This is a genomic window from Dysgonomonas sp. UBA7630 (genome assembly GCF_002483985.1).
GTDB lineage: Bacteria > Bacteroidota > Bacteroidia > Bacteroidales > Dysgonomonadaceae > Dysgonomonas.
On sequence record NZ_DLIY01000012.1, the window covers coordinates 66,574 to 81,473 of the forward strand.

Here is a 14,900-nt window from a genome sequence, read left to right on the forward strand (position 1 = left end):
TAAAAATAAATACAGGTATTTCTTTTATACCCAAATTTGAGAATTACTAGTAGTATCTATATTATTTTGATCAAGTTGTTCAAATTCTGAATTATTGCTAATAAATTCCGGTACAAGGACTTTCATCTGTCGTACGAGTTTGTATTTATCATTTGTCTGGGCGACTAAAATTAACTGCTCTATTTGAGGTAAGATATCCTGAAAATGGTATTCTCTTACTTTGGCCATCATAATCTTTTTGTGCGAAGTCTGTTCTGTTATTTCAGAGTCATTCAATAACTCCTCATACAGCTTCTCTCCGGGCCTTAATCCTGAAAATTGAATTTCAATATCTCTTTCAGGAACTAGACCTGCCAATTCTATCATTTTCTTTGCCAGGTCATATATTCTCACCGGTTGTCCCATATCAAAGACATAAATATAGCCGGACTTACCGATGACCGAAGCTTCCAAAACGAGACGACATGCCTCTGGAATTGTCATAAAATAACGGGTTATTTCAGGGTCAGTTACCGTTATCGGCCCTCCTTTTTCTATTTGCTTCCTAAATAACGGAATAACAGAACCATTACTACCTAATACGTTACCAAAGCGAGTAGTTACAAACTTAGTGTGAGATTTATTTTTCTTCATATCGGTTGCACAAGACTGAACATATATCTCTGCAATACGTTTAGTAGCCCCCATAATATTGGTAGGGTTTACAGCCTTATCTGTTGAGACCATAATAAACATCTCAACATCATATTTAATAGCCAAATCAACTAATATCTTTGTACCTAATACGTTTGTAATTATAGCTTCACAGGGATATCTTTCCATCATTGGTACATGCTTATAAGCAGCCGCATGGTAAACGATATTAGGTTTATATTTATCGAACACAAAGTTGATAATTGTATGGTTACGGACATCTCCGATAATGGTAGTAAAGTTCAAGCAGGGATACAGTTTCTTTAATTCAATATCCAAATCATTCAATGGCGTTTCAGCCTGATCGAGACAAATAATAGAAGCTGGAGAAAATTGAGCTAATTGCTTGACTATTTCACTTCCGATTGAACCTGCAGCACCTGTCACCAAAATATTTTTCCCTTGAACATTTTCAGCTATTACATTCAAGCTGATATTTATTTCGGGACGACCAAGCAAATCTTCAATCTGAACGGGACGAATACTCCGACTAATATCTGACAGTTGAGATAAACTGTCTATATTCATTTGTTTACTTATATAGATACGAATATTTAAGCTTAATATTTTTTCAACATAATTAGCTTCAGTCTTTAGTTCATCTTCTTTGGTAAACAATACATCTTTTATCTTGTATTTTAAAAAATCTTCAGACTTCTGAATAGTAAGAACTGGTACGTCTGTCAGTTTCTTTAATTTTGAGTCAGGATCAGTTGTAAGAAAACCGATAATCCTGAACCTATTGTTTCCGGTACTCAACAGCTGTGCAAGGACAATGTTATCTTCATTTAATCCCCACACAAATACAGGTATAGAAGGGTTGTTACCAAACCGTCGAGTTAATGTCTGATAAGTATAAACGACAATTATGCGAAACCCGTACAAACCAACCAATGAAACTAAAAAGAGAGTACTACAATATGCAACAGCAACGCTTCCGGATGGACCTATAACTTTATATAATGTAAGAAATATAAGTATATCAGCAAATAACAAGGATGTAAGTATCTTTTGAAATTCATGAATTGTAGAATAACGAACAATTCCTTTATATGTTTTGAATATTCTAAAACATAATGCATTAAACAATAGGGTTATAGCCAGATATTCAAAGAATACAGGATGATATACTATATGAATATTTTTGTATATCTGAAGTGTTAGGATATATGATATGATAGTCGCAAAAGTGACTATTGCCAAATCTATGAACAAGACGAACCACCTGCTTAGCAGACGATTCTCTAAGAATCTCTTATATATTTTTCGTGTAGTGTTGTTTATCATGAGTTATTTTACATATTACTTGATTATCCAAAAGTTTTTGTCGTATCTAAAATCGTCATCTTTAACCATACTTAAAGGAAGTGTTGAGAAGGATAGAAGCTTTGATCCTACGGTTAATGATTTTATAGCATTTGCATATCCTAAAGGGATACATAGTATTTTACTGTCAGTTTCATCTAAAATCATACTTTCCACGATTAAAGAAGAAGAAGGTTTTTCCCAATTATCTATTTTTACATATGATACCTGAAATGCACCTTTAATACAATAGAAATACTTTGTATCTAGTTTATGCCCCTGCCATGCTCTTAATTCGTTTTCCTCTGAATTTTCAATAATATAGAAGCGAACAATATTATCAAAAGAAAAGTCATTAACAAAAGATATAATTCCTCTATTATCTTTATGATTACTCCCTTGTATTATGAATGGTGGCATTTTATTAAAATAAATTTAGTTGAATAAATTGAAATTAAAGTAATAATTATAATTATAGATACAATATTTATATATTGATTCGCATACACGTATGTATATATTATAACTAAGGATGTAAAAGTCTGAACAATTGCATATGCCATAGATACTAAACGATGGTCTAATTTTTGCTCATTACTCAATATCTGATAATAATGTATACGATGAGGTTTAAAGATATTCTGTTTTAGATATAACCTATGTAAGATCGTACAAATAGAGTCAACCCCATACACAGATAAAAACATAACCCATACTATACTACTCGTTCTGCAAACNNAGACTATATCTCCAGCAAAACATTTTGCCTTTTTTCTATAATTAAAAAAGAGAAAAATAGAACATGCTATAATAGGAAAAATAAGTAAGTCATTGTTAACAAAAGTAATTACACAATTATTCGTATATAAAAATGAAGCAAAAACAACACATGAGTATAGTCCTGTTATTCCATTTATCCCATCCATAAAATTATATGCATTTATAATGCCTATAGAAATAATGAATGCAATTAAAATAATCCACCAAGGATAAATAGAAAAAATATTTAAATCATAAAAAATAACACCAACCGAGAATAATTGAACAAATGCTCTAACTCTACTCGGTAAAGTTCTAATATCATCAATAAAACTCACAAAACCAATAAGAGTGATACCTATAAAAAAATTAAGAGATGAATCTATATTTATCAGAAAATAGAATAATGCTACGAACCAGACTATAATTCCACCACCCCTCATTGTAAGCTCCTTATGAGAACTTCTTTCATTAGGTCTATCTACAATATTATATTTATCGGCCACTTTAAAGTAAATCAGGATAAATATAGTAGATAATATATAACAAGCAAGATATATCATGGTTCAGTTTGAATGCAGATTAAAAGACTTAATTGTTTTTAGAATCCCCGCTGATGTGGATATCGGTAATTGTTTTATATCTAAAGATTCTTTTAGTTTAGAATTGTCTACAATATAAGTTTCCGTTAATTTATTTAATCTAAAACTGTTTAGAGGTAAATGTAAAACATCTCCGACTTTCACACAGAATTTTATCAGTCCTAGAGGTATATTCCATATCTTAGCTTTTTTATCTAATGCTTCACAAATAAGTAATATTAATTCATTGGTCGATATAGGATTGTCATCTGAAATATTATAAATGCCAGATGGGACTGTTGGTAACATGAATATTATTTTATCAATAATATAACACAGATTGTCTATTGAAGTAAAAGATCGTTTATTGTCAAACTTGCCCAGAGGATAAGGAAATCCCTTATTTATAACATTATACAACAGATTTAAATTGCCTTTATTCCCAGGCCCATGTATCATACAAGGACGAAATATATATACTCTTTTATCTCCCCACTCTTTTGATTGAATATATTCCTCTGCTTTTATCTTGCTTTCTCCGTATGGTCCTACCGGTTTAGTCACAACATCCTCTGTAAGTTTTTCACCCTCAACAAAATCTGCTGCAGCTTTAACAGAACTAAAAAAAATAAATGATCTAGAATCCGATACTATAAACTTATCAAATATTTTTTGTGTCAACCCTGTATTCACTGAAAAGTAGGATTGGATTTCTGCTTTATTTTTTGTATCATGAGCTTTTCCCGCAAGATGAATTATTGTATCAATATCATCAAATGGAATTTTGTCCAATTGACTCCATGTATAAAATCTACTATACAAGCCTTCTTCCACTTCGGTAACATCCAAAGCCCATAGTTCATACTTATCTTTTAGATATAAAGCTAGATTGGTCCCGACAAACCCATATGCGCCTGTTATTAATATTTTTTTCATGATTCTAAATCTTTATAAATCCGGAGATGTTCACGAATAACAAAATCTATAGAAAAGTTTTTCTCTGCTAAAATTCTCCCATTGAGCCCCATCTTTATTCTCTTTTCAGAATTATTAATGAGATCTTCCATTTTTTCAGATAGAGTATCAATATTTTTTGCCGGAACTAAGTATCCATTATATCCTTCAATAACACATTCTCGACAACCTTCTACATTTGTTGTTACAATTGGTCGCCCAACAGCGCAAGCTTCGATTAAAGATTTAGGTAGGCCTTCTCTATAAGACGGTAGTACTACAATGTCTGAATTTTTTATAACTGAAAATATATCTTTTTTAAATCCAATCCATTTCAAAAATGGAACATCAATTTCTCTTTTAATATCTTCTTCCTTAATACCCGATAAGTTTATAGTATCACAGTCTCCAACTAACACAAATTCGGCTTTATCCACAACCTTATCCTTAATCTTTTTGGCAGCTTGAATGAATTCGTTAATTCCTTTATCATATAACATTCTTGCCGGAAGAATTACTTGTACTTTTTCTTTGGCTATGGGTTTTTCATAAGTAAATTTGTTTAAATCAACACCAGAGCCTTTTATTAAGTGAATTTGATTTTCTGATACAAAATTAAATTTCATAAACTGATTTGTATCATCGGGATTTTGAAATATAAAATGAAATTTTTTACTTTTAAAAGCCATATTCATCATCGTTCTAATAATTCTCTGTTTGATACCCGTTCTCTCATCCGTAAAATTATAACCGAACCCACTTATTGCATTTACTACTCTTTTTATTCCAGATAACTTTGCAGCCAAACATCCCAACAAACTAGCTTTAAGAGTAACGTGATGAATAATATCAGGCTTTTCTGACTTGTATATTTTATATAAGATCTTTATACATCTAAATTCATGTAAAGGATTTGCTCCAGAGCGCTCAAAATCAACATTTATAAACCTTAGTCCTAGGGCCTCTATCTCTTCTTTCTTTCCTGTATCTTTAGAAACAATAGTTACTCTATAGCCTTTTTCTTTTGCAGCTAAGGCTATGGGTAATCGATGAGACAAGAAGAACCAGTCAACGTTTACTACTATAAAAAGAGCTTTATTCATAAACTAAGCTATTAAATAAGTTGTTCAAACTTCAATTAGAAACTTTATAATCCAATAAATAAAACAACTTTATTGATATTATTTTACAGTATAAATCAGAAATAATTAATTGGATTGTAGCTTAATTATTCATTTCGTTACTCAAAAGAATTTATTCACTCCAAACGACACGTTTAATATAATCGGTATACGACAAAATTATACGAACCACTTTGTCACTAACGTTAGGCATACTGTAATCAGATACAGGACGGAAATTGCGTATTTCTCCAACATTCTGGGACTCCAACTGAATCAACCCCTGATATACACGCTCCGGATTCAACCCAACCATCATTACCGATGCTTCCTCCATTGCTTCAGGCCTTTCATGAGCTTCCCGAATATTCAGAGCTTTAAAATTTAATATTGAAGATTCCTCACTGATAGTACCACTATCGGAAAGAACGGCATACGAATTAATTTGTAAAGCTAAATAATCACTCAAGCCCATAGGTTTCATCAATTTTACATTTTGATGAAATTCTATTCCATGCTTTTCTATCATCTTACGTGTACGGGGATGAGTTGAAACAACAATAGGCATATTGTATTTTTCGGCTATAGAGTTAAGGATTTCCACCAAATTAAAGAACTTCTCTTCAGATGCAATATTCTCTTCCCTATGAGCTGATACAACAAAATAATTATTCTTTTTTAGATCTAACTTTTCTAATATCTGAGACTTTTCAACCTTGGGCATATAGTCATTCAATACTTCAAACATCGGACTACCGGTCTTAATTATCCGGTCAGGACGTAACCCCTCAGCAAGTAAATACTCCCTTGCAATATCACTATACGTCAAATTAATATCAGCTGTATGATCAACAATTTTTCGGTTTGTTTCTTCCGGAACACGTTGATCAAAACAACGATTACCGGCTTCCATATGAAAGATCGGTATACGTCGTTTTTTTGCAGCAATTGCGCATAGGCAAGAGTTTGTATCACCTAGCACAAGAAATGCATCTGGCTTTACTTCTTCTAATACAGAATCAATATTTATAAGTATCAAACCAGCTGTTTCCGTAGCATTTTTACCTGCCGCATTGAGAAAATAATCTGGTTTACGAAGTTCTAAATCTTCAAAAAAGACTTCATTTAGCTCATAGTCGTAATTCTGACCTGTATGCACTAATATATGATCGATTGCATTTGACTGATCTAATTTTTTTAAGACACAAGCAAGGCGAATAATTTCAGGTCGAGTTCCTACAACAGTCATCACTCTTAATTTTTTCATAATCAAATTCATTTAAATTAAAAATTAAACTTTCAAGAAAAAAGTATCCGGATGTTCGCTATCAAAAATTTCATTCACCCACATCACTGTAACCATGTCCGAGTCACCCAAATTTTCAATATTATGTGTATATCCGACCGGAATATCTAATACCTCTAATTTGTCACCTGACACAAAATATTCTATCACTTCATCAGAGTCTATCTTACGAAAACGTATAACTCCCCTTCCACTTACAACCAAAAACTTTTCATTTTTAGTATGATGCCAATGATTTCCTTTTACAATACCCGGCTTGGATATATTTATAGAGACTTGTCCTCTGTCATTCGATTTCAAGAACTCAGTAAAAGACCCTCTATCATCAATATTCATTTTCAATGGGTAGCTAAATTTGTCTTTTGGGAGATAGCTTAAATATGTAGAATACAACTTTTTCTCAAACGGATTATTTAGATTAGGAACGTGTAAAGTCTGACGACTCTCCTTAAATTGATAAAGTAAATCTACAATTTCGCCTAATTTTATAGAATGAACAATATCTACTTGTTCTATTTTTTCAGCTATATTTTTCTTCTTGTCACTATCACTCAATTTATCTATAAATGATTTAATAACATCATCAATATAAACCAAAGACATTTCTACATTTGGGTCATTTACTTGAACCGGCAAGTCATTGGCAATGTTATTGCAAAAGGTAGCTACAGCACTATTATAATTTGGTCTGCACCACTTACCGAAAACATTGGGTAGACGATATACATAAACAGGAACTTGATTTTGCAAGCTATAATTAAAAATCAAATCTTCACCGGCTTTTTTACTCTTTCCATAAGGATTGTCTAATAGTGCCTGTATAGAAGATGTAATCAGAATAGGAGCTTTGTTATTATTCTTTTTCAAAGAATCGAGCAATAGTGATGTAAAGCCGAAATTTCCAGCCATAAATTCTTCAGAATTTTCAGGTCTATTCACTCCTGCCAGATGAAACACAAACTCGGTCTCTCTTGCATATTTATCCAAAAGACTTTGATCTGTATCAATATCGAATTCAAATATTTCTGTGTAGTTTCTGTTGCGAAGTTCGGATACAAGGTTCTTACCAACAAAACCTCTCGATCCGGTAACGAGTATCTTCATTTTTTTGTAATTTCATTAATTATATCCAACTTCTGTAAAAGCTTTTTCATTCCTTCGATGTCTAGTCTATCCGTATTGTGAGAATGATAATCTTCGATAGATGATATTTTCTGTTGTCCTTCCACAAAATACTTATCATAATTCAAATCTCTGTTATCGGCAGGAATTCTAAAATAATTTCCCATATCTTCAGATTTGGCCATCTCTTCACGCGTAACCAACGTCTCATAAAGCTTCTCGCCATGACGCGTTCCTATAACTTTTATTTTAGAGTTCGATCCGGCTAATTCAATAATAGCTTGGGCTAATATACCAATTGTGGCCGCAGGAGCCTTTTGAACAAACAAATCTCCGTTTTGACCATGCTCGAATGCATAAAGAACCAGGTCTACAGCATCATCTAAAGTCATCATAAAACGTGTCATATTAGGGTCAGTCAACGTTAAATCATTACCCTCCTTAATCTGCTCAATAAACAAAGGAATAACAGATCCTCTACTAGCCATTACGTTTCCATAACGGGTGCACGAAATTATAGTATTTGTTCCTTCCAGTGTACGCGCTTTTGCTATAGCAACTTTTTCCATCATTGCTTTACTTATTCCCATAGCATTGATCGGATAGGCTGCTTTATCAGTAGATAAAACCACTACATTTTTTACGCCAAACTCAACTGCCGAATCCAGCACATTCTGTGTACCTAGTACATTTGTATTTACAGCTTCAATTGGAAAAAATTCGCATGAAGGAACCTGTTTTAATGCTGCTGCATGAAATATATAATCTACCCCACGCATAGCGTTATCTACACTACGTTTGTCTCGAACACTACCTATATAAAATTTAACTTTCGAATTACGTAATGCATGACGCATATCGTCCTGTTTCTTTTCATCACGAGAGAAAATACGAATCTCTTTTATATCTGAATCTAGAAATCTTTTTAATACAGCATTTCCAAAGGATCCAGTACCTCCTGTTATAAGGAGTGTTTTATCTCTAAACAATGACATAATATTTTATTTTATTAATTTTAGCATATTTACAATTTTAGAGCACTGTTTTTCAGGACTTTTTTGCCTTATAATAAAATCCCGAGCTGTTCTCCCTTTCTCTTCCAACACATGTTTATCCGTATAGCAAATCGTTTTAATTGCTTCCGAAAGTGTTGCTACTGAATCATCTTCTAATGAGTAACAATAGTTGTAATACTCATCAGGAATACCCGGTAACTTATATAACAAAGTAGGAACATCCGATGCCATATACTCCATCGTTTTAGATGGGAATGAATATTTTGTATATTCACCTTCGGCATTACGGGGATTCACTAATAAGGTGACTTTTTTCTGTAACTCTAAAACTTCTTTTCTTTTAAGTACACCTTTATACACTATACGAGGGTTGTCTGCACTTGCCTCAATAATGTCTGCTTCACTATCTCCTCGCCCACAGATATATAAATATATATTCTCTTCTTTCAATAGTTTGAAAGCTTCTATTAAGTTCATTATGCCATATCTTTTTGCTAACGATCCTGTATATAAAACGATTTTATCATTTAGCTTCTCATGAACCTCAAAATCATCGTCATATGCATTAAATATCCCCTCAACAACTGTATATGGCAAAGTGCCTATAGGTAACCTATCTTTCATATGTTCGCTCAACAAAACATAAGAATCTATATATTTATAAATTGACTCAAATTTTCGAATAGTTCTATCATGATGAATTTTATATAAAAATCCCTTAGGCACAATCATGCCGTCAATAAGATCTGGAACTATTTGACATATATGAAGATCTGGATATTGCGGTTTTATTTCTGAAAGAACGTCCAAGAATGGATCATTCAATGAATAAATAAACACTATTTTTTTACCTGTCGCTAATTTCACCCATTCTAAAACAGCTTTTCTAACTGCTTTTTTGATGAAAAAATGTTTGAAATATAATATATTGCAATAACCTATACTTTTCCCTTGATCTAAAGAACTGGATTTCACAAACATTTTTTTGTATCGAATGGGATATGCACCTACAAACGGCATATTTATGATGTACATATCTGGATAAAATACGCTTAACCCTTTAATAAAAGATTTTTGCAATGCATCTGCCGCATTTTGGATATTACCCTTACTATTAAGAATGATATCATCTAATAATTTATCGGGAAACATCCCGCCTAGAAATAAAGTTTGCTCTTTCATATGTAGTTGATTCTAATAAATTATTTTGTTTTGCATATAAAGAATTAAGATAAATAACATAAAAAATCATTGCATAAATAAACTTCGAATATATTAGTACTGGTAATGCAACTTCGAACATCATAGTAATAAAAAAAAGCATCTTATATTGATATTTCACATTATTTTTCAAAAACTTATAAAACAAGTAGTACATACAGATTGTAAAAAATAACCCTCCCATTGAATAGTAAAGCATATATCCAGAATCAGTATAAGTAAGAGATAGATTATCTATAATTGTAAATCCAATAAAAAAAGAAGAAGATACATATTCTAGATTTCGACTTAGCGTTCCTGTAGATAAATAGCGTCCACGAAAGCCATTAGCATCACTTGTCAAGCTTTCTATATAATAACTATATATATCTGTAAATGATAATATATACACGATTATTATTGCAATAAGGACTATTAAAACAAGTCTCACATGAAGCTTATCAAATAACTTTAGAAGCATTATAGCCATTAATACAGAAAACACCAATGTTGTATTGGATGCAAGTAATATATTAAACACAAAAAGTATAAAACAGTAAATTATGTGCTTTTTAGACTTGAGCTCTTTGTATGTTACATATGATAGTAAAAAAAACAAAAAATAGAAATAGGATGCAAAAGTGTATATTGAGAAAGACATAATTGGTCTTTTCTTTAAAAACATATTGGAGGTTGCATCTTGATATAATTGTGAATAATAATCAACAGTGAATGTATAAATAAATTCATTCCCTGATATTATTAGAATGTTCCATAAAATACAGAAAAACATAAATATATCTAATAGCAAGCTTGCTTTAGAAAAAGAAACACTTAAGTTAATTTTACAACACAATAATATAAGACACAATATAACCGGAGCCAACCGAGCAATAGATGGACGTGCATAGGGATTATAAAACATACTCATTATTGTTATAATTATCATATAACAGATTACGACTAGAGATAAAATCCATATGGATTTATCCAATTTTGCATAACTTATAATTAACCATACCACAATAAATAACAAAATAGTATAATTAAGAATAGTGCCGTCAACATTAGATAGTTCTAAAGCTGAAGTTGGATAAAACGCAAATAGGAATAAATTAATTATAAAAAAAACAAATGCTAATCCTTTTAATTCCATACATTATTTATACCAAATATTATTAGTTTGAATATTGTTCGCTGTAATGATTTTCTTAAATTGAATAGGCTCCCATATCGAATTAATTATAGTCCATATTGCCATAACTATAACAACTCCAATTACTCCCATTAACTTCCCCAAGAATATAGCCAACGGAACATGCATAAGACTCTGAATAAGAGTTATATAAAACTGCAATCTAATCTTCCCGACTCCATTTATAAACATTCGATATGTCGAATGCCTCATATAAAATGAGAAATATATTAAAGTACATATTAATAATAAGTAATTCGGTTGAATTTTGTCATTTAACCAGATTTTGTATATTATTGGTGAAGATATAACTATAATGACACCAACTACAATCAAAGCAATCAATATCTTATTTAGCATGCGAATTGTATTCCTTATCCAAACGATATCTTTTTTAATATAAGCTTCTGTTGATGCCGACCAAAATGGAGTTAATATAGCATTGTAGATAATAACTAGAACCCATAATAACTTGTAACTAATATTATATTCTGTTACCTCATTTAAACCACATATATGAGAGATTATAATATTATTAGATTGATAAAGTACTAAACCTGTTAATTGTATTACAAAAAATTTCAACCCTAAATTTATTATATCATAAGCACTTTTAAATGAGACATGCTTAATTGAAGGCCTTATTTTTTTGTAAGAAGTAGAGAAAAGATAAATAAAAATAATTAATACGGGAATAATAGGAGATATAGATAATCCGATCCCAATGTATAAAATTGAAGGTAATGTTATCTTGGTTATAATAAAAACAGAGATTAAAGATAATAGATTACCGATGGCTATCGCAATATAACTGGTACCTGGTCTTTGCTCCGATATTTGAAGAATTAGTGCTATATTTGCAACAAACCGGATACAAAAACAACCGACCATAAACAAAAGAATTACTTTTAGCTTACTCTCTAAATCTGATGGGGCACCTATTGCGCTCGAACAGTTAATATTCAGTATTAGAATTAATGAAAGGAAAAAAATTATTCCACTAATAACTAAAAGCATGTAAAATGTAGAACTAACGTACATTTTAATATTCTCCTCATTCCTTTTTACCTTTTCTTCTGCATACCTATTTCTTAATCCATGACCTAATCCTATATCAAAAAAAGTAAACCATGAAACAATTGTCGTTAAGATAATCCATATTCCGTATTCTTCAACTCCTAAATAGTTAAGGACAACTGAAACCAATAAGAAGTTAACTATTATATTTATAGCCTGACAAACCAATACTATTACAGTATTCTTTCTATAAAGTACGGTACGTTTATCTCCGTTGAATAATTTCTTTAGTAGATACATTTCTTTTATATAAAATGCTATATCTTATATTTTTTTGCTTTTTGAAAATATTCCATCAATAAAATCGTTAATAGATTCTTCATAATTTCTATAATCAAATGGCCTGGATTTAAAAGCATTATCTTTCATGTTATTAATATGCTCTTTTGATAGAGTTAAAATATAACTCATCTTCTGTATCATCTTTTGCGTATCATCTATGTCGACAAAATAGCCATTTTCTCCTTCCAATAGATAATCCTTTATATCACTTGTGTTGGTTGTAATAACGGGAGTTCCACAGCTAATACTTTCCGAAAATTTAGTTGGGAAACCGGCTGTAGTTCCTTTATTTATATCTCTAAAAAAAATACTGAAATCAGCTTCTGCTATTTTCTTCATAGCCAGATCGTGAGAAACAGAGCCATTAAATACTATTTTACCTTCTAGTTTATCAAGCAGTTGACGGTGGCTACTCATTACTGATAAATATTGCTCTCTAGTCAATCCATATATATTAAACTCAAAATCAGAACCTACTTCTGATAGTTCGTATAGACATTCTATTACTTTATCGAGCCTGTCTTTAAAATCTTTAGGTGATACTTTCTTCTCATTCAAAGCGAATGGCATACCAACATATACTAATGAAGCCTTGGATTGAGTATTATCACACCTTTCGAATCTGTTACAATCTGTCAGAGGTGGAATGATCACTGTTTTACATCCTTTCTGAGAATAATAGTTATTCAGATATTTGCTTACACATATAACTCCGTCTACGTGAGAATTTATATATGCCTTCTGATATACAGTATCTATATATTTTATAATTCTGTAAGGGATACTACCCACTGATGCCGACAACCAATCAACAGCATCGGTAAGTAATATTATATCATTTTCTTTACACCATCGTCTTAACAATGTACAAAAGAGAGAGATGGTAGGAGCACCGTACATCACAACAATTTTAAGATTGTCAACTTGCTCCAAAAAACATTTAACTTTCCTAAATTGTGTTTTATAAGATAACCATCCTTTTATTCCATTGGGATAGGGAATGCTATAACCTTCAAAGTCATCATAAATGATTTGCGTCTTTTTTAGGCTGTCAGTATTCTTTGTATTTTTATCTAATCCAATAAAAGTAGTCTTATAACCAAGTAACCTAAATAAGCGTCCATTAGATAAAACACGATGTGCTGCTGCATTACCATCCGGATATAAAAAATTACCTATATAGACTATTTCTCCTTTCTTATCCATCTGATTCATTTATATTTATTAAACATCTTATTATAAATAGATGCATTACGCCTCCCTCTCAAATATGCCTCTATAAAATTTCTGTTTAATCGTTTGATAAACCAACTAAAATCGTGTTTTATATTATTATTTAGCAGGTATTCTCCAAGCTTTTCTTTTCTTAAGTTTTGATACTCGTCTTTGGATAGATAAAGAGTCTCGCAATATGTTTCAAATAGAGGGTTACCCTTTATGGATATTCTTCCGTCCTCCTCAAAAATATGGATAAGGCTAAGATCTTCTATTTTATTATCATTTATCTCTAGAGATAGTATAAACGAAGTTCGATTATTATCATCCATTTTATTTTTTAAGCCTTTTATGCTTGTAGACAAGACTTCATCAAAAACAAAATTTCCTAAACTATATGAAATTATTGAATCATTAATCTTTTCTACACCTTGAGCTACATGCGGATGGTGTCCATATAATATGAATTTATGCTTTTCTGCTAAGCTCCTTGCGAATTGAATATGTTCATATGCAGGATAATTGACATTTTCAATTCCCCAATGGAAACTTAAAACACTTAAATATCCGTTTTTCTCATTCGCTTTTAATCTGTTTTCAACACTCTCAATATTTATTGGAGTTATATATGGCGATTTACTTTCTTCTTTATAACGAATTCCATTTGCCGAATAGCAGCAGTAACCGTTAAAAGCTATTTTATTGTTTTCAAATTCAAGGATAAGCTCTTTATCGTCTACACCAAAATATTCTATATTATTTTTATCTAGCAAGTTGATTGTATCTTCGAAGCCCGCAACACCATAATCAAAAATATGATTATTCGAAAGGTTTACAATTTTTATATTCAGATAGTTTAATAAGTCTACGCTTAAGGAAGATGTCTTAAGATGAATCGCCTTATAAGAGTCTGCGGCAGAAATATCAGTAATAGGAGACTCTAGGTTCGCAACTACGTAATCAAATGTATTTAAAAATCCAGCAATCTCTTTCAAATTTTCATATACATGTGAGTTTTGTTGCAAATCAAATCTTCCAACAAAAGCGATATCCCCTAAAAAAGCTATTTTCATA

Annotated in this window: 12 protein-coding genes; all 12 read right to left on the bottom strand. The window is 31.2% G+C overall.

Annotation, left to right across the window (positions count from 1 at the left end):
• Positions 1-24 precede the first annotated feature (24 nt).
• On the bottom strand, positions 25-1,980 hold the full coding sequence (locus B3P17_RS04250; protein WP_291103678.1) for a polysaccharide biosynthesis protein: 1,956 nt from the start codon (positions 1,978-1,980) through the stop codon (positions 25-27).
• A 15-nt stretch (positions 1,981-1,995) separates the two neighbouring features.
• Positions 1,996-2,418, bottom strand: a complete 423-nt coding sequence (locus B3P17_RS04255) for a hypothetical protein (protein ID WP_006843489.1) — start codon at positions 2,416-2,418, stop codon at positions 1,996-1,998.
• Positions 2,403-3,320 carry a glycosyltransferase family 4 protein gene (locus tag B3P17_RS04260; RefSeq protein WP_349681153.1) on the bottom strand — a complete coding sequence of 306 codons (918 nt, stop codon included), beginning with the start codon at positions 3,318-3,320 and terminating at the stop codon, positions 2,403-2,405. Before B3P17_RS04260 ends, B3P17_RS04255 begins: the two co-directional genes overlap by 16 nt.
• Before the next feature lie 3 nt (positions 3,321-3,323).
• A complete protein-coding gene (locus tag B3P17_RS04265) occupies positions 3,324-4,274 on the bottom strand; it encodes an NAD-dependent epimerase/dehydratase family protein (RefSeq protein WP_291103683.1) in 951 nt (316 codons plus the stop codon).
• The gene (locus B3P17_RS04270) at positions 4,271-5,395 is read right to left on the bottom strand and encodes a glycosyltransferase family 4 protein (protein ID WP_291103685.1); all 1,125 of its coding nucleotides are present in this window, start codon (positions 5,393-5,395) and stop codon (positions 4,271-4,273) included. The genes B3P17_RS04265 and B3P17_RS04270 overlap by 4 nt, the downstream gene beginning before the upstream one ends.
• 151 nt (positions 5,396-5,546) lie before the next feature.
• Positions 5,547-6,680 carry a non-hydrolyzing UDP-N-acetylglucosamine 2-epimerase gene (gene wecB / locus B3P17_RS04275; RefSeq protein ID WP_006843493.1) on the bottom strand — a complete coding sequence of 378 codons (1,134 nt, stop codon included), beginning with the start codon at positions 6,678-6,680 and terminating at the stop codon, positions 5,547-5,549.
• Between the two features lie 24 nt (positions 6,681-6,704).
• A complete protein-coding gene (locus B3P17_RS04280; protein WP_291103688.1) occupies positions 6,705-7,823 on the bottom strand; it encodes a capsular polysaccharide biosynthesis protein CapF in 1,119 nt (372 codons plus the stop codon).
• Positions 7,820-8,836: a nucleoside-diphosphate sugar epimerase/dehydratase gene (locus B3P17_RS04285; RefSeq protein ID WP_006843495.1), complete on the bottom strand. Its 1,017-nt coding sequence runs from the start codon at positions 8,834-8,836 to the stop codon at positions 7,820-7,822. The genes B3P17_RS04280 and B3P17_RS04285 overlap by 4 nt, the downstream gene beginning before the upstream one ends.
• 6 nt (positions 8,837-8,842) lie before the next feature.
• Positions 8,843-10,039: a glycosyltransferase gene (locus tag B3P17_RS04290; protein ID WP_291103692.1), complete on the bottom strand. Its 1,197-nt coding sequence runs from the start codon at positions 10,037-10,039 to the stop codon at positions 8,843-8,845.
• Positions 10,040-11,216: 1,177 nt separating this feature from the next.
• Entirely contained in the window at positions 11,217-12,569 is a 1,353-nt protein-coding gene (locus B3P17_RS04295) for a lipopolysaccharide biosynthesis protein (RefSeq protein WP_291103695.1), read from the bottom strand.
• 24 nt (positions 12,570-12,593) lie between these two features.
• The gene (locus tag B3P17_RS04300; protein ID WP_291103698.1) at positions 12,594-13,817 is read right to left on the bottom strand and encodes a glycosyltransferase; all 1,224 of its coding nucleotides are present in this window, start codon (positions 13,815-13,817) and stop codon (positions 12,594-12,596) included.
• 5 nt (positions 13,818-13,822) lie between these two features.
• Positions 13,823-14,899, bottom strand: a complete 1,077-nt coding sequence (locus B3P17_RS04305; RefSeq protein ID WP_291103701.1) for a CapA family protein — start codon at positions 14,897-14,899, stop codon at positions 13,823-13,825.
• Position 14,900 lies beyond the last annotated feature (1 nt).

Coding starts and splice junctions, on each gene's coding strand:
- B3P17_RS04250 (WP_291103678.1), bottom strand. CDS start 1,980: ATGATAAACAACACTACACGAAAAATATATAAGAGATTCTTAGAGAAT.
- B3P17_RS04305 (WP_291103701.1), bottom strand. CDS start 14,899: ATGAAAATAGCTTTTTTAGGGGATATCGCTTTTGTTGGAAGATTTGAT.
- B3P17_RS04280 (WP_291103688.1), bottom strand. CDS start 7,823: ATGAAGATACTCGTTACCGGATCGAGAGGTTTTGTTGGTAAGAACCTT.
- wecB (WP_006843493.1), bottom strand. CDS start 6,680: ATGAAAAAATTAAGAGTGATGACTGTTGTAGGAACTCGACCTGAAATT.
- B3P17_RS04270 (WP_291103685.1), bottom strand. CDS start 5,395: ATGAATAAAGCTCTTTTTATAGTAGTAAACGTTGACTGGTTCTTCTTG.
- B3P17_RS04255 (WP_006843489.1), bottom strand. CDS start 2,418: ATGCCACCATTCATAATACAAGGGAGTAATCATAAAGATAATAGAGGA.
- B3P17_RS04300 (WP_291103698.1), bottom strand. CDS start 13,817: ATGGATAAGAAAGGAGAAATAGTCTATATAGGTAATTTTTTATATCCG.
- B3P17_RS04265 (WP_291103683.1), bottom strand. CDS start 4,274: ATGAAAAAAATATTAATAACAGGCGCATATGGGTTTGTCGGGACCAAT.
- B3P17_RS04285 (WP_006843495.1), bottom strand. CDS start 8,836: ATGTCATTGTTTAGAGATAAAACACTCCTTATAACAGGAGGTACTGGA.
- B3P17_RS04290 (WP_291103692.1), bottom strand. CDS start 10,039: ATGAAAGAGCAAACTTTATTTCTAGGCGGGATGTTTCCCGATAAATTA.
- B3P17_RS04295 (WP_291103695.1), bottom strand. CDS start 12,569: ATGTATCTACTAAAGAAATTATTCAACGGAGATAAACGTACCGTACTT.